15 protein-coding genes are annotated in these 15,234 nt (G+C 71.8%); all 15 read left to right on the forward strand.

The genetic code is table 11. The features are described from left to right. Nucleotides 1–6: 6 nt before the first annotated feature. The 15 genes from ACIRRS_RS21130 (at nucleotide 7) to ACIRRS_RS21200 (ending at nucleotide 15,132) form a co-directional block, all read left to right on the forward strand. The gene (locus tag ACIRRS_RS21130; RefSeq protein WP_402972751.1) at nucleotides 7–963 is read left to right on the forward strand and encodes a phosphatidylinositol mannoside acyltransferase; all 957 of its coding nucleotides are present in this window, start codon (nucleotides 7–9) and stop codon (nucleotides 961–963) included. 31 nt (nucleotides 964–994) lie between these two features. Next, the gene (locus ACIRRS_RS21135) at nucleotides 995–2,179 is read left to right on the forward strand and encodes a glycosyltransferase family 4 protein (RefSeq protein WP_402972753.1); all 1,185 of its coding nucleotides are present in this window, start codon (nucleotides 995–997) and stop codon (nucleotides 2,177–2,179) included. Nucleotides 2,180–2,246: 67 nt separating this feature from the next. Beyond that, nucleotides 2,247–2,615, forward strand: a complete 369-nt coding sequence (locus ACIRRS_RS21140; protein WP_402972755.1) for a 5-carboxymethyl-2-hydroxymuconate Delta-isomerase — start codon at nucleotides 2,247–2,249, stop codon at nucleotides 2,613–2,615. Between the two features lie 29 nt (nucleotides 2,616–2,644). Beyond that, nucleotides 2,645–3,190, forward strand: a complete 546-nt coding sequence (locus ACIRRS_RS21145) for a hypothetical protein (RefSeq protein WP_402972757.1) — start codon at nucleotides 2,645–2,647, stop codon at nucleotides 3,188–3,190. A gap of 128 nt (nucleotides 3,191–3,318) precedes the next feature. Continuing rightward, nucleotides 3,319–4,230, forward strand: a complete 912-nt coding sequence (gene pdxS / locus ACIRRS_RS21150) for a pyridoxal 5'-phosphate synthase lyase subunit PdxS (RefSeq protein WP_402972759.1) — start codon at nucleotides 3,319–3,321, stop codon at nucleotides 4,228–4,230. Nucleotides 4,231–4,326: 96 nt separating this feature from the next. Next, entirely contained in the window at nucleotides 4,327–4,944 is a 618-nt protein-coding gene (gene pdxT / locus ACIRRS_RS21155; protein WP_402972761.1) for a pyridoxal 5'-phosphate synthase glutaminase subunit PdxT, read from the forward strand. 79 nt (nucleotides 4,945–5,023) lie between these two features. Next, nucleotides 5,024–5,782, forward strand: coding sequence for a YebC/PmpR family DNA-binding transcriptional regulator (locus tag ACIRRS_RS21160; protein WP_402972763.1), 759 nt, complete (start codon nucleotides 5,024–5,026; stop codon nucleotides 5,780–5,782). Nucleotides 5,783–5,916: 134 nt separating this feature from the next. Beyond that, nucleotides 5,917–6,459, forward strand: coding sequence for a crossover junction endodeoxyribonuclease RuvC (gene ruvC, locus ACIRRS_RS21165; protein WP_402972764.1), 543 nt, complete (start codon nucleotides 5,917–5,919; stop codon nucleotides 6,457–6,459). Further along, nucleotides 6,456–7,067, forward strand: a complete 612-nt coding sequence (ruvA, locus tag ACIRRS_RS21170) for a Holliday junction branch migration protein RuvA (protein WP_402972766.1) — start codon at nucleotides 6,456–6,458, stop codon at nucleotides 7,065–7,067. The genes ruvC and ruvA overlap by 4 nt, the downstream gene beginning before the upstream one ends. A gap of 49 nt (nucleotides 7,068–7,116) precedes the next feature. Continuing rightward, nucleotides 7,117–8,196: a Holliday junction branch migration DNA helicase RuvB gene (ruvB, locus tag ACIRRS_RS21175; protein WP_402972768.1), complete on the forward strand. Its 1,080-nt coding sequence runs from the start codon at nucleotides 7,117–7,119 to the stop codon at nucleotides 8,194–8,196. A gap of 260 nt (nucleotides 8,197–8,456) precedes the next feature. Next, nucleotides 8,457–8,870 carry a preprotein translocase subunit YajC gene (gene yajC / locus ACIRRS_RS21180; protein ID WP_402972770.1) on the forward strand — a complete coding sequence of 138 codons (414 nt, stop codon included), beginning with the start codon at nucleotides 8,457–8,459 and terminating at the stop codon, nucleotides 8,868–8,870. A gap of 147 nt (nucleotides 8,871–9,017) precedes the next feature. Continuing rightward, on the forward strand, nucleotides 9,018–10,841 hold the full coding sequence (gene secD, locus ACIRRS_RS21185) for a protein translocase subunit SecD (RefSeq protein ID WP_402972772.1): 1,824 nt from the start codon (nucleotides 9,018–9,020) through the stop codon (nucleotides 10,839–10,841). Between the two features lie 4 nt (nucleotides 10,842–10,845). Continuing rightward, nucleotides 10,846–11,952 carry a protein translocase subunit SecF gene (gene secF, locus ACIRRS_RS21190; RefSeq protein WP_402972774.1) on the forward strand — a complete coding sequence of 369 codons (1,107 nt, stop codon included), beginning with the start codon at nucleotides 10,846–10,848 and terminating at the stop codon, nucleotides 11,950–11,952. 25 nt (nucleotides 11,953–11,977) lie between these two features. Then, on the forward strand, nucleotides 11,978–12,529 hold the full coding sequence (locus ACIRRS_RS21195; protein ID WP_402972776.1) for an adenine phosphoribosyltransferase: 552 nt from the start codon (nucleotides 11,978–11,980) through the stop codon (nucleotides 12,527–12,529). Nucleotides 12,530–12,696: 167 nt separating this feature from the next. Further along, nucleotides 12,697–15,132, forward strand: coding sequence for a RelA/SpoT family protein (locus tag ACIRRS_RS21200; protein WP_402972777.1), 2,436 nt, complete (start codon nucleotides 12,697–12,699; stop codon nucleotides 15,130–15,132). Nucleotides 15,133–15,234: the final 102 nt, after the last annotated feature.

A 15,234-nucleotide genomic window follows, 5' to 3' on the forward strand; every position in this document is an offset into this window, starting at 1 on the left:
CCTGCGGTGACGGACCGACTGGTGTACTGGGCGTACGCGCTGGGCTGGGCGGTGCTGAAGCACCTGCCGGAGTCGTGGGCGCGGGCGCTGTTCGACGTGCTGGCGGACTACGCGTGGCGCAGGCGCGGCAAGCGGGTGCTGCAGCTGGAGGCGAATCTGCGCCGGGTGCGTCCGGGGCTGGACGAGGCCGGGCTGCGGGAGCTGTCGCGGGCCGGGATGCGCTCGTACATGCGGTACTGGATGGAGTCGTTCCGGCTGCCGGTGTGGAGCCGGGAGCGGGTGGCCAGGGACGTCCAGGTGGACGGCTTCGAGCTGCTGAAGGAGCACCTGGAGAACGGCCGGGGCGCGGTGATCGCGCTGCCGCACATGGCCAACTGGGACCTGGCGGGGACGTGGGTGGCGCAGAAGGGCCACCCGTTCACGACGGTGGCGGAGCGGTTGAAGCCGGAGCGGCTGTTCGACCGGTTCGTGGAGTTCCGGGAGGGCCAGGGCATGGAGGTCCTGGCGCTGACGGGCGGCTCGGTGAACGTGATCGGCACGCTGGCGCGGCGGCTGCGCGCGGGGAAGATGGTCTGCCTGGTGGGGGACCGCGACCTCTCGGAGGCGGGCATCGAGGTGTCGTTCTTCGGGGAGACGACGCGGATGCCGGCCGGTCCGGCGGCGCTGTGCCAGCGGACGGGGGCGGCGCTGCTGCCGGTGACGCTCTGGTACGACGGGCCGGTGCTGCGGGGGCGCATCCACCCGGAGGTGGTGGACCCGCAGGTGGGCGACCGCAAGGAGCGGACGCTGGCGATGACGCAGGCGATGGCGGACATCTGGGAGCGGGGGATCGCCGAGCACCCGCAGGACTGGCACATGCTGCAGAAGTTCTGGCTGGCCGACCTTCCCGTCCGTGAGACCGTGGTCGGGAAGTCGGTGCCGGTGCCGGTCGCGGAGCCGGCGGCGGAGGCGACCGGGCCGTGATCCGGCCCTATCGAAGGAGCTTGAGGAACCCGTGAAGATCGGCATCGTCTGCCCGTACGACTGGGACGTCCCCGGTGGGGTGCAGTTCCACATCCGGGACCTGGCCGAGCACCTGATCGGTCTGGGGCACGAGGTGTCGGTGCTGGCGCCGGCCGAGGACGACGAGGCGCTGCCGCCGTACGTGGTCTCGGCGGGGCGGGCGGTGGCGGTGCCGTACAACGGGTCGGTGGCGCGGCTGAGCTTCGGCTTCCTGTCGGCGGCCCGGGTGCGGCGGTGGCTGCACGAGGGGCGGTTCGACATCCTGCACGTGCACGAGCCGGCGTCCCCGAGCCTGTCGATACTGGCCGCGTGGTCGGCGTCCGGGCCGATGGTGGCGACGTTCCACACCTCGAACCCGCGCTCGCGGGCGATGATCGCGGCTTCGCCGATCCTCCAGCCGGGGCTGGAGAAGATCCGGGCCCGGATCGCGGTGTCGGAGTACGCGCGCCGCACGCTGGTGGAGCACCTGGGCGGGGACGCGGTGGTGATCCCCAACGGGGTGGACGTGGGGTTCTTCGCGGCGGCGGAACCGGACGAGCGCTGGACGGGCCACGCGGCCAAGGGGGAGCCGGGCACGATCGGCTTCATCGGGCGGATCAACGAGCCGCGCAAGGGGCTGCCGACGCTGCTGGCGGCGCTGCCGAGGATTCTGGAGGAGCGCCCGGGGGTGCGCCTGCTGGTGGCGGGCAAGGGGGACGAGGAGGAGGCCGTCGCGGGCCTGGCGCCGGAGGTGCGGCGGCAGGTGGAGTTCCTGGGGATGGTGTCGGACCGGGAGAAGGCGCGGCTGCTGCGCAGCGTGGACCTGTACGTGGCGCCGAACACGGGCGGGGAGAGCTTCGGGATCATCCTGGTCGAGGCGATGTCGGCGGGGGCGCCGGTGCTGGCGAGCGACCTGGACGCGTTCAAGCAGGTGCTGGACGGCGGGGACGCGGGGGAGCTGTTCCCGGTGGAGGACGCGGAGGCGCTGGCGCGTACGGCGCTGCGGCTGCTGGGGGATCCGGCGCGGCTGGAGGAGCTGGGCAAGGCGGCCTCGCGGCACGTGCGGCGCTTCGACTGGTCGACGGTGGGGGCGGACATCCTGGCGGTGTACGAGACGGTGACGGCGGGCGAGGCGGCCGTGGTCGAGGAGGACGTGCGGGGCGGGCGTCGCAGCCGGTTCGGGCTGGCCCGGGACTGAGGGCTCCCGTACGGGGGGTCTAGGGTCGGGCCGACAGCACACCGCTCGATCGTTCGGGAGCAGTTCGATGCCGCAGATTTCCGTGGAGTACTCGTCGTCGCTGGCCGGTACCTTCGACCGCCGGGGCCTGGGCCTGGCGATCAACCGGCTGGCGGAGCAGACGATCGACGCGAAGCCGGAGGCCTGCAAGACGGTGTTCCGGCAGGTGGAGGCGCTGGTGGTGGGCACCAGCGGGCGGGCCGGGGACGCGCAGGTGTTCGTGGACTTCCAGATCTTCCCGGGGCGCAGCCCGGAGGCGAAGGCGGCGCTGAGCGAGGGCGTGCTGGGGCTGCTGGCCAGGTTCGTGCGGCCGGAGCGGGGCGGTCGGCTGTTCACGGCGGTGAACGTGGTGGACATCGACCGGGACAGCTACAGGTCGACGTCCGTCGAGGGGTGAGCCGGTGACACCCGGTAACGTAGCGGCCCGTGACTACCTGGATCTGGGCCGGCGTGGCCGTGGTGCTGTTCGGCATGTACCTGAGTTGGACGGCCGGTCGGCTGGACCGGCTGCACGCCCGGATCGACGCCGCGCGGGCGGCCCTGGACGCGCAACTGGTCCGTCGGGGGTCGGTGGCGATGGAGTTGGCCACATCTTCGCTGCTGGATCCGGCGGCCTCCCTGCTGCTGCTGGACGCGGCGCACGCGGCGCGGCAGGCGGAGGACGAGCAGCGCGAGGTGGCGGAGAGCCGGCTGAGCCTGGCGCTGCGGGCGGTGCTGGAGGAGCCGGAGCAGGTGGCCGCGCTGCGGGCGGAGCCGGGCGGCGAGGATGCGGTTCGTGATCTGACGGCCGCCGTGCGGCGGGTGCCGATGGCCCGCCGGTTCCACAACGACGCGGTGCGGGCGGCGCGGGCGGTGCGCGAGCACCGGCTGGTGCGGTACTTCCGTCTGGCGGGGAACGCGCCGTTCCCGATGGCGTTCGAGATGGACGACGCCCCGCCGCCCGCTCTCACGCCGGAGGGGGCGCCCGCTTAGGGTGTCCCCCGGATACGGCCTGTTTGTCGCATCCCGTCGTCCGGGCTGGACTTGGTGGCGCATGGTTGGGCCACCCGATCTGCCTACCATAGGGCGATAGCACTTACATCCTTCGAGTGAGGTCTCACGTGTCCACCACCCCCATCACCGCAGACCAGCCGCAGATCGGCACCGCCCGGGTCAAGCGGGGCATGGCCGAGCAGCTCAAGGGCGGTGTGATCATGGACGTGGTCAACGCCGAGCAGGCCAAGATCGCCGAGGACGCGGGCGCGGTGGCCGTCATGGCGCTGGAGCGGGTTCCGGCGGACATCCGCAAGGACGGCGGCGTGGCCCGCATGTCCGACCCGAACATGATCGAGGAGATCATCGGCGCGGTCTCCATCCCGGTGATGGCGAAGTCCCGCATCGGCCACTTCGTCGAGGCCCAGGTGCTCCAGTCGCTCGGCGTCGACTACATCGACGAGTCCGAGGTCCTGACCCCGGCCGACGAGGTCAACCACTCCGACAAGTGGGCGTTCACCACCCCCTTCGTCTGCGGCGCCACCAACCTGGGCGAGGCCCTGCGCCGCATCGCCGAGGGCGCGGCCATGATCCGCTCGAAGGGCGAGGCCGGCACCGGCAACGTCGTCGAGGCCGTCCGCCACCTGCGCCAGATCAAGAACGAGATCGCCAAGCTGCGCGGCTTCGACAACAACGAGCTGTACGCCGCCGCCAAGGAGCTGCGCGCCCCGTACGAGCTGGTCAAGGAGGTCGCCGAGCTCGGCAAGCTGCCGGTCGTGCTGTTCTCCGCCGGTGGCGTGGCCACCCCGGCCGACGCCGCGCTGATGCGCCAGCTGGGCGCCGAGGGCGTCTTCGTCGGCTCCGGCATCTTCAAGTCCGGCGACCCGGCCAAGCGCGCCGCCGCCATCGTGAAGGCCACCACCTTCTTCGACGACCCGAAGATCATCGCGGACGCCTCGCGCAACCTGGGCGAGGCCATGGTCGGCATCAACTGCGACACCCTGCCGGAGACCGAGCGCTACGCCAACCGCGGCTGGTAGTCGCCCCTCCCGCACAGCCGGCCCGCCGCAGCGCCTCGGCGCGCGGCGGGCCGTGCCACGCACGTCCGTCGCAACGATCGATTGAGGTTGAAGACCGTGAGCACTCCTGTCATCGGCGTCCTCGCCCTGCAGGGCGACGTCCGCGAGCACCTGGTGGCGCTGGCCGAGGCCGACGCGCTCGCCCGTCCGGTGCGCCGTGCCGAGGAGCTGGCGGAGGTCGACGCGCTGGTGATCCCCGGCGGGGAGTCCACCACCATGTCCAAGCTGGCGCTGCTGTTCGACGTGATGCAGCCGGTGCGCGACCGGGTCGCCGCCGGGATGCCGGTGTACGGCACCTGCGCCGGGATGATCATGCTGGCCGACAAGATCCTGGACGGCCGCGAGGACCAGGAGAGCGTCGGCGGCATCGACATGACCGTGCGCCGCAACGCCTTCGGGCGCCAGAACGAGTCCTTCGAGTCCGGGGTCTCCTTCGCCGGCCTGGGCGAGCAGCCGGTGCACGGCGTGTTCATCCGCGCCCCCTGGGTCGAGGAGGTCGGCGCGGGCGTCGAGGTGCTGGCCGAGCTGCCCGCCGCGGACGGCCCGGACAGCCGGATCGTGGCCGTGCGCCAGGGCAACCTGCTGGCCACCTCGTTCCACCCGGAGCTGACCGGCGACCACCGGGTGCACGCCTACTTCGTACGGATGGTCGAGGAGCACCTGGCCGCCTCGTAGCCGTGTGCGCTCCACCGGTGACGACACCGGTAAGATCTCATCTGTTTCATTTCCATTTGGCGACGTAAAGGAGCTGGCGATGTCCGGCCACTCTAAGTGGGCTACCACCAAGCACAAGAAGGCCGTGATCGACGCCAAGCGCGGCAAGCTCTTCGCCAAGATGATCAAGAACATCGAGGTGGCGGCACGCACCGGCGGTGCTGACCCGGCGGGCAACCCGACGCTCTTCGACGCCATCCAGAAGGCCAAGAAGAGCTCGGTCCCGAACAAGAACATCGACAGCGCGGTCAGCCGCGGCGCCGGCACCGAGGCCGGTGGCGCCGACTACCAGACGATCATGTACGAGGGCTACGGCCCGAACGGCGTCGCGGTGCTCATCGAGTGCCTCACCGACAACCGCAACCGCGCGGCCTCCGACGTCCGCGTCGCGATGACCCGCAACGGCGGCAACATGGCCGACCCGGGTTCGGTCTCGTACCTCTTCAACCGCAAGGGCATCATCATCGTGCCCAAGGCGGACGGCGTGGACGAGGACAAGGTGACCGAGGTCGTCCTCGATGCCGGCGCGCTGGACGTCACCGACCTCGGTGACAGCTTCGAGGTCATGAGCGAGGCGACCGACCTGGTGGCCTGCCGCACCGCGCTCGTGGACGCCGGGATCGACTACGACTCGGCCGATGCCAACTTCGTCGCCGACCTGCAGATCCCGCTGGACGCCGACGGCGCCCGCAAGATCTTCAAGCTGATCGACGCGCTGGAGGACAGCGACGACGTGCAGAACGTCTTCGCCAACTTCGACATCCCCGCTGAGGTCGAGGCGGAGCTCGACGCCGAGTAGCAGCGGCGGGTGATCGTTCCCACGGCCCGGCCCGGTGGTCCCAGGACCGCCGGGCCGGTGTCGTCGGGCGGGGTTGTCGGACCCGGCGGGTAGCCTTCGCAGGTCGGAGACGGTGACGAGACGGGCGGGGCGAAGTGGTACGGGTACTGGGCGTGGACCCGGGGCTGACCAGGTGCGGGGTCGGCGTGGTCGAGGGCGCGCCGGGCCGGCCGCTGCGGATGGCCGGGGTCGGCGTGGTGCGCACGCCCGCCGAGGCGGAGATCGGGCAGCGGCTGCTGCTGGTCGAGCAGGGCATCGAGGCCTGGCTGGACGAGCACCGGCCGGACCTCGTCGCGGTCGAGCGGGTCTTCGCCCAGCACAACGTCCGCACCGTGATGGGCACCGCGCAGGCCAGCGCCGTCGCGATGCTCTGCGCGACGCGGCGGGGCATCCCCGTCACCCTGCACACCCCGAGCGAGGTCAAGGCCGCCGTCACCGGCTCCGGCCGGGCCGACAAGGCCCAGGTCACGGCCATGGTGCAGCGGCTGCTGCGGCTGGACGCCCCGCCCAAGCCCGCCGACGCGGCCGACGCGCTGGCGCTGGCCATCTGCCACATCTGGCGCGGTGGCACGACCAACCGGCTGCAGGCCGCCGTCCAGGCGGCCCGCGCCACCCCCGTGAAAGGACCGACCAGGTGATCGCCTTCGTCCAAGGGCCCGTGGCGGCCGTCTCCTCCGGCGTCGCGGTGATCGAGGTCGGCGGCGTCGGCATGGCCGTCCAGTGCACCCCGAACACCCTGGCCGGGCTCCGGCTCGGCGAGCCGGCCCGGCTGGCGACCTCCCTGGTCGTCCGCGAGGACTCGCTGACGCTGTTCGGCTTCGCCGACGACGACGAGCGCGGGATCTTCGAGATCCTCCAGGCCGCTCCGGGCGTCGGCCCCAAGCTGGCGCAGGCCATCCTCGGGGTGCACAGCCCCGACGCGCTGCGCGCCGCGGTCGCCGGCGGGGACGAGAAGGCGCTGGTCGCCGTCCCCGGCATCGGCAAGGCGAAGGCGGCGAAGCTGCTGCTGGAGTACAAGGACAAGCTGGGCGCCCCGCACGGCGCCGTGCCCGCGCAGAAGCCCATCGCCTCGGGCCCCGCGCCGTGGAGCGAGCAGCTGCACTCCGCGCTGACCGGCCTCGGCTACGCCCCGCGCGAGGCCGACGAGGCGGTCGCCGCCGTCACGCCGGAGGCCGAGGCGCAGGCCGTGACGGACGTGGGCGCCCTGCTGCGGCTGGCGCTGCGCGGCCTCAACCGGGCACGCTGAACAGCCACTTGACGATCTGTCCGTTTGTCGACCCGGGAGCCCGCAGAGAATGAGTCCGTACGACTCCGAGCCCGCCGACCGTCTGGTCACGGCCGCCGCCGACGGCGAGGACCAGGCGGTGGAGGCGGCGCTGCGCCCCAAGCTGCTGGACGAGTTCATCGGCCAGGAGCGCGTGCGCGAGCAGCTGTCCCTGGTGCTCCAGGCGGCCCGCAAGCGCGGCAGTGCGCCCGACCACGTCCTGCTGAGCGGCCCTCCCGGGCTCGGCAAGACCACCCTGTCCATGATCATCGCCGCCGAGCTGGGCGCCCCGATCCGGATCACCTCCGGCCCGGCCATCCAGCACGCGGGCGACCTCGCGGCGATCCTCTCCTCGCTCACCGAGGGCGAGGTGCTCTTCCTCGACGAGATCCACCGGATGTCCCGGCCGGCCGAGGAGATGCTCTACATGGCGATGGAGGACTTCCGGGTCGACGTGATCGTCGGCAAGGGCCCGGGCGCCACCGCCATCCCGCTGGAGCTTCCGCCGTTCACGCTGGTCGGCGCGACCACCCGGGCCGGCCTGCTGCCGCCCCCGCTGCGCGACCGCTTCGGCTTCACCGGGCACATGGAGTTCTACGCCCCGGCCGAGCTCCAGCGGGTCGTGCGCCGCTCGGCCACCCTGCTGGACGTGGAGATAGACCCGGCCGGCGCGGCCGAGATCGCCGGGCGCTCGCGCGGCACCCCGCGCATCGCCAACCGGCTGCTGCGCCGGGTCCGGGACTTCGCCCAGGTCAGGCACGACGGCGTGGTCACCGTCGAGATCGCCGCGCAGGCCCTGGACGTGTACGAGGTCGACGCGCGCGGCCTGGACCGGCTCGACCGGGCGGTGCTGGACGCGCTGCTGCGGCTGTTCGGCGGCGGCCCGGTCGGCCTGTCCACCCTGGCCGTGGCCGTGGGGGAGGAGTCGGAGACGGTCGAGGAGGTGGCCGAGCCCTTCCTGGTGCGCGAGGGCCTGCTCGCCCGGACGCCGCGCGGGCGCATCGCCACCGCCGCCGCGTGGCAGCACCTCGGCCTCACCCCGCCGCTCCAGCCCACCCGTGGCACGGCGCTGCCGCCCCAGCCGGAGCTGTTCGGGCCGGGCGAAAGCTGACTGCTGGTGGTCCGAACGAGTGAGACGGACCTGCTGTTCCCGGTGCCCTCCGCCCCGGTGGGCGATGGGGGGCCGGGGGGAGAAGTCCGGGGAAAGCGTGGAGACGGAGGGTCGCCAGTTCCGGCGACAGGATGCGATGCTTGGCGTTGTCCGATCAGTTCGGGGTCGCCTAGACTCCGCCGGACCGCCCCTCTCAACCGACGGGCCGACCAATACCACACAGGCCGTCGACCGGCGGCCCGTAAAGGACCCTGGCTGCCGTGCAATACATCATCCTCCTCCCCCTCCTCCTCATGGTCGTGGCCATGTTCCGGGCGAACAAGAAGCGCCAGGCGCAGATGCAGCAGACGCAGACCGCGCTGCAGCCCGGGGCGGGGGTGCGCACCATCGGTGGCATGTACGCCCTGGTGAAGGCGGTCAACGAGGAGACCGTCGAGCTGGAGGTCGCGCCCGGGGTGGTCTCCCACTTCACCAAGAGCGCCATCGCGGCGGTCCTGGAGTTCCAGGAGTACGACGCGATCATCAACGGCCGCCCCGCCGAGGACGAGCTGTCCGAGGCCGAGGCCGAGGCGGAGCCCGAGGACGCGGTGTCGGTCGAGGAGAAGCCGCTGTCGCTGAGCAAGGACGGCGGCGAGAAGGGCGACGCGGAGGGCGGGGCTCCCGCCGGCAAGTAAGACGGTCGGGCACTCGCCCGGCCGCGCGGCGCAGTGCCGCGAGCCCACAGGACCTCAGGGCCGCAGAACCGCCATGTCCCCCGTCCAACCACGAGTCGGCCGGGGGACCGGTACGGGACGTGGCATGGACAGGGAGAAACGAGCAAGGTGGCAACACCCAAGTCGCGCCCGCGCGACGGCTACCCAGGGCGGGCGCTGGCCCTCATCCTGGTCGTCACCGTCGGACTGGTCGCCCTCATGTTCGGGACGGGCAACACCAAGCCCCGGCTCGGGATCGACCTCGCCGGTGGCACCAGCATCACGCTGACGGCGAAGTCGACCGATCCCAAGGCGCTCTCCAAGGCCAACATGGACACGGCCGTGGGGATCATCGAGCGCCGCGTCAACGGCATGGGTGTCTCCGAGGCGGAGGTCCAGACCCAGGGGTCGGACACGATCATCGTGAACATCCCCAAGGGCGGTGACCGGCAGAACGCGGCGGACCAGGTGGGGACCACCGCGAAGCTGTACTTCCGCCCGGTCCTGGCCGTCGCTCCCAGCGGCCTCCAGGCCCAGCCGCCCGCCTCCACGCCGTCCGCCGGCGCCACCGGCACCCCGGCGGCCACCCCGGCCGCGGGCGCCTCCGCCCCGGCGAGCACCGGCGCGAGCGCCCCGGCCGCCGGCGCGCCGTCGGCCTCCGCCACCAAGCAGGGCCGCCCGGCCAGCGAGGCGCTGGCCGCCGAGTCCACTCCGTCCGCCGTCGCGACCGCCCCGGCCTCCGCTCCGGCGGCCCCGGCCAGCGGCGCGCCCACGGCTCCGGTCCAGGCGCAGCCGAACCCGGCGGCCGACCCGACCGCCGCCCTGACCCAGGGCGCCGTCCCGCCGGAGCTGGCCGCGGCCTTCGCCGCGCTGGACTGCACCAAGCCGGACGTCCGCGCCTCCCAGACCGGCACCGAGGACAAGTCCGTGGTCGCCTGCTCCCAGAACGCCGACAAGGGCGTCTGGGAGAAGCTGGCGCTCGGCCCGGTGGCCGTCAAGGGCGCGGACATCTCCAAGGCCCAGGCCGGCATCGACACCCAGCAGGGCGGCGGCTGGCAGATCCAGCTGCAGTTCAACGACAAGGGCACCAACGCCTTCGCCGACATCACCACCAAGCTCGCCTCGATGACCGCCCCGGCCAACCAGTTCGCCATCGTGCTGGACAACCAGGTCGTCTCGCACCCGAACGTCCGGGGCCCGATCCCCGGCGGCAGCGCGGTGATCACCGGCCAGTTCAGCCAGGCCGAGGCGCAGGACCTCGCCAACGTGCTCAGCTACGGCGCCCTGCCGCTGGAGTTCAGCAAGGGCGACGTCACCACCGTCTCCCCGCAGCTCGGCAGCGACCAGCTCAAGGCGGGCATGATCGCGGGCGCGATCGGCATGATGCTGGTCATCGCCTACTCGGTGATCTACTACCGCGGCCTCGGCCTGGTCTCGATCGCCGGTCTGCTCGTCTCGGCGGCCCTGACCTACTCGATCATGAGCCTGCTCGGCGGCGGGATCGGCTTCGCGCTGAACCTGCCGGCCGTCTGCGGCGCGATCGTGGCGATCGGTATCACCGCGGACTCCTTCATCGTGTACTTCGAGCGCATCCGCGACGAGGTCCGCGAGGGCGCCCCGCTGCGCCCGGCGGTCCAGCGGGCCTGGCCGCGCGCCCGGCGCACCATCCTGGTTTCGGACTTCGTGTCGTTCCTCTGTGCCGCGGTGCTCTACGTGGTCTCGGTCGGCAAGGTCCAGGGCTTCGCCTTCACGCTCGGCCTGACCACCGCGCTCGACGTCGTGGTGATCTTCCTCTTCACCAAGCCGATGATCACCCTGCTGGCCCGCCGCAAGTTCTTCTCGGACGGTCACCCGTGGTCCGGCCTGGATCCCAAGCGTCTGGGCGCCCGCCCGCCGCTGCGCAGCACCCGTCGTCGTAGTTCCTCCTCCTCTGCCGCCGTGAAGGAGGCCTGACACCGTGTCACGCTTCTCCAATCTGGGCCACCGGCTCTACCAGGGCGAGGTCAGCTTCGACTTCGTCGGGCGCCGCAAGCTCTGGTACTCCATCTCCGGCGTGATCGTGCTCGTCGCGGCGATCGGCCTGGCCATGGGCCTGCACCTGGGCATCGAGTTCAAGGGCGGCTCGGTCTACACCGTCAACAAGCCCGGGCTCACCGTCTCGCAGGCGCAGGAGACCGCCGACGGGATCGTCTCCTCGCACCCGCTGGTGCAGTCGACGGACAACGGCAAGATCCGCATCCAGGTCAGCACCGACGAGACGAAGAGCTCGGACCAGATCCGCGACGAGCTCTCCAAGAAGCTCTCCGTGCCGCTGGACACCGTCGAGGCCCAGGTGATCGGCCCCAGCTGGGGCAAGCAGATCTCCCAGAAGGCGCTCACCGGTCTGATCGTCTTCATGATCCTGGTGACGGTCTACCTGGCGATCGCCTTCGAGTGGCGGATGGCGCTGGCCGCCCTGGTCGCGCTGATCCACGACCTCCTGATCACCATCGGGGTGTACGCCCTGGTGGGCTTCGAGGTCACCCCGGGTACGGTGATCGGCTTCCTGACGATCCTCGGGTACTCGCTCTACGACACGGTCGTCGTCTTCGACACCGTGAAGGAGAACACCAAGGGGCTCACCAAGCAGAACAAGCTCACCTACAGCGAGGCGGCCAACGCGGGCCTCAACCAGACCCTGGTGCGCTCGCTCAACACCACCGTCGTGGCGCTCCTCCCGGTGGCCGCGCTGCTGTTCATCGGCGGCGGCTTCCTGGGCGCCGGCACCCTGAACGACATCTCGCTCGCGCTGTTCATCGGCCTCGCGGCCGGTGCCTACTCCTCGATCTGCGTCGCCACCCCGCTGCTGGCGCAGCTCAAGGAGGAGCAGCCCGAGATGAAGGCGCTGCGCAAGCGCGTCCTGCAGCACCGGGCGTCGGCCGCGGCCAAGGCCGAGGCCGCGGACGCGGCGGACGCCCCGGCCGGGGGCGACGAGGAGGACGCCCAGCCTGCGGGTATGGTCGGTCAGCGCGGCAAGGCCGCCGGCACCACGCGTGCCAAGGGCCGTCCGTCCACCAAGCGCTGACCCCCGAGACCCGAGGACACCAACCGTGACCACCGCCGACACCACCTTGGCCCAGCTGCTGAACAGCCGGATCAGGGACGTCCCCGACTACCCGAAGCCGGGCGTGCTGTTCAAGGACATCGCGCCGCTGCTCGCCGACGCCGAGGCCTTCGGCGCCCTCACCCGGGCGCTGGCGGACCGGGCGAAGGAGCTGGGGGCGACCAAGGTGGTGGGCCTGGAGGCGCGCGGCTTCGTGCTGGCGGCCCCGGCGGCCTTCGCGGCCGGGCTCGGCTTCGTGCCGATCCGCAAGCAGGGCAAGCTGCCCGGCGAGGTGTTCCGGCGCTCGTACGAGCTGGAGTACGGCTCGGCGACGCTGGAGGTGCAGTGCGACGCCTTCGAGCCGGGCGAGAAGGTGCTGGTGGTGGACGACGTGCTGGCCACGGGCGGCACCATCGGCGCCTCGCTCGACCTGGTGAAGGAGGCCGGCGCCGAGCTCGTGGGCGTCGTGGTGCTGATGGAGCTGGGCTTCCTGGACGGCCGCGCGCGGCTGGCCGGGCACCTGGGCGCGGCTCCGCTGGAGACCCTGGTCACGGTCTGAACGACGGGACCCTGAGGGCGGCGGTCGGATCATCCGACCGCCGCCCTTCCGTTTGCGGCCCGGCCGACTGAACACCGGGCCTTGCGGCTCGGTACCATGAAGATTCATCCCCTCCCGGCGCAACGACCGCACGGTCCCCGGCAGGGGCCGGCCCGGTGCCCCGAGGAGTGTCCTTGCCCGACGAGGTTGTGCCCACGGCCCCAGCGGCCGCCCCCGACACCGGTACCACGCCCTCGGGGGCCACCCCGGCACGCCCGGCGCCGACCTCCCCGCGCTCCCCCGGCACCTCCGGTCGCGGCTCCTCCGGCGGCATGCGCGCCCGCCTCGCCCGCCTCGGCGGCCAGCGCTCCAGCGTGCTCAACCCCGTCCTGGAGCCGCTGTTCCGCTCGATCCGGGCCAACGACCCCAAGGCCGACCCGGCGCTGCTGCGCGACATCGAGCGCGCCTACGCCGTCGCCGAGAAGTGGCACCGCGGGCAGAAGCGCAAGAGCGGGGACCCGTACATCACCCACCCGCTGGCCGTCGCGACCATCCTGGCCGAGCTGGGCATGGACGCCCCGACGCTGATGGCCGGGCTGCTGCACGACACCGTCGAGGACACCGACTACGGCCTGGAGACCCTGCGCAAGGACTTCGGCGACTCGGTGGCCCTGCTGGTGGACGGCGTCACCAAGCTCGACCGGGTCAAGTTCGGCGAGGCCGCGCAGGCCGAGACCGTCCGCAAGATGGTCGTCGCGATGGCCAAGGACCCGCGCGTCCTGGTGATCAAGCTGGCCGACCGCCTGCACAACATGCGCACCATGCGCTACCTCAAGCGGGAGAAGCAGGAGAAGAAGGCCCGCGAGACGCTGGAGATCTACGCCCCGCTGGCGCACCGGCTGGGCATGAACACCATCAAGTGGGAGCTGGAGGACCTCGCCTTCGCGATCCTCTACCCCAAGATGTACGACGAGATCGTGCGCCTGGTCGCCGAGCGGGCCCCCAAGCGGGACGAGTACCTGGCGACCGTCATCGACCAGGTCCAGGCGGACCTGCGCGGGGCCCGGATCACCGCCTCCGTGACCGGGCGGCCGAAGCACTACTACTCGGTCTACCAGAAGATGATCGTCCGGGGCCGGGACTTCGCGGAGATCTACGACCTGGTGGGCATCCGGGTCCTCGTCGACACCGTCCGCGACTGCTACGCGGCGCTGGGCACCATCCACGCGCGGTGGAACCCGGTGCCGGGGCGGTTCAAGGACTACATCGCGATGCCCAAGTTCAACATGTACCAGTCGCTGCACACGACGGTGATCGGGCCCGGCGGCAAGCCCGTCGAGCTGCAGATCCGCACCTTCGACATGCACCGGCGGGCCGAGTACGGCATCGCCGCGCACTGGAAGTACAAGCAGCGCGCCGTCGCCGGGGCCTCCAAGGTCCGCACCGACACCCCGACGCAGACGCGCAAGGACGACAAGGCCGGCGCCGTCAACGAGATGGCCTGGCTGCGGCAGCTGCTGGACTGGCAGAAGGAGACGGCCGACCCGGGCGAGTTCCTGGAGTCGCTGCGCTTCGACCTGGCCAGCAACGAGGTCTTCGTCTTCACCCCCAAGGGCGACGTCATAGCGCTGCCCGCCGGCGCGACCCCCGTCGACTTCGCCTTCGCGGTGCACACCGAGGTCGGCTACCGGACGATAGGCGCCCGGGTCAACGGCCGCCTGGTGCCGCTGGAGTCGACGCTGGAGAACGGCGACGCCGTCGAGGTGTTCACCTCCAAGGCGGAGAACGCCGGGCCGTCCCGGGACTGGCTGGGCTTCGTCAAGTCCCCGCGCGCCCGCAACAAGATCCGCGCCTGGTTCTCCAAGGAGCGCCGCGAGGAGGCGATCGAGCACGGCAAGGAGGCGATCGTCCGGGCGATGCGCAAGCAGGGCCTGCCGATCCAGCGGATCCTCACCGGGGACTCGCTGGTCACGCTGGCCCACGAGATGCGCTACCCCGACATCTCCTCGCTCTACGCCGCGATCGGCGAGGGGCACGTCGCCGCGCAGAACATCGTGCAGAAGCTCGTCCAGGCGCTCGGCGGCGAGGAGGGCGCCACCGAGGACCTGGCGGAGACCGCCACCCCGACGCACGACAACCGCCGGGCGGTGCGCCGCCGGGCCAAGGGCGACCCGGGCGTGATCGTCAAGGGCGTCGAGGACGTCTGGGTCAAGCTGTCCCGCTGCTGCACGCCGGTGCCGGGGGACCCGATCGTCGGCTTCGTCACCCGGGGCAACGGCGTCTCGGTGCACCGCGCGGACTGCGTCAACGTCGAGGCGCTGAGCCAGCAGCCCGAGCGGATGATCGACGTCGAGTGGGCGGCCACCCAGTCCTCCGTCTTCCTGGTGGCCATCCAGGTCGAGGCGCTGGACCGCTCCCGGCTGCTCTCGGACGTCACCCGGGTGCTCTCCGACCAGCACGTCAACATCCTGTCGGCGGCCGTCCAGACCTCCCGGGACCGGGTGGCGATGAGCCGGTTCACCTTCGAGATGGGCGACCCGAAGCACCTGGGCCACGTGCTCAAGGCGGTGCGCGGCGTCGAGGGCGTGTACGACGTCTACCGCGTCACCTCGGCCCGCAAGTGAGCCGACGGGACAGGTGAGTTGACGCGTCGGGTGAGTTGACGCGAAGGGGCCCCGGGAGAGATCCCGGGGCCCCTTCGGCGTTTCGGCGTTTTCGGCGTTCGA

Origin of the sequence: Kitasatospora sp. NPDC101183, assembly GCF_044767945.1 — a bacterium.
Taxonomy (GTDB): Bacteria; Actinomycetota; Actinomycetes; order Streptomycetales; family Streptomycetaceae; genus Kitasatospora.

Excerpts from the sequence above, each read along its gene's own strand:
- ACIRRS_RS21160 (WP_402972763.1), top strand. The coding sequence starts at position 5,024 with ATGTCCGGCCACTCTAAGTGGGCTACCACCAAGCACAAGAAGGCCGTG.
- ruvB (WP_402972768.1), top strand. The coding sequence starts at position 7,117 with ATGAGTCCGTACGACTCCGAGCCCGCCGACCGTCTGGTCACGGCCGCC.
- ACIRRS_RS21140 (WP_402972755.1), top strand. The coding sequence starts at position 2,247 with ATGCCGCAGATTTCCGTGGAGTACTCGTCGTCGCTGGCCGGTACCTTC.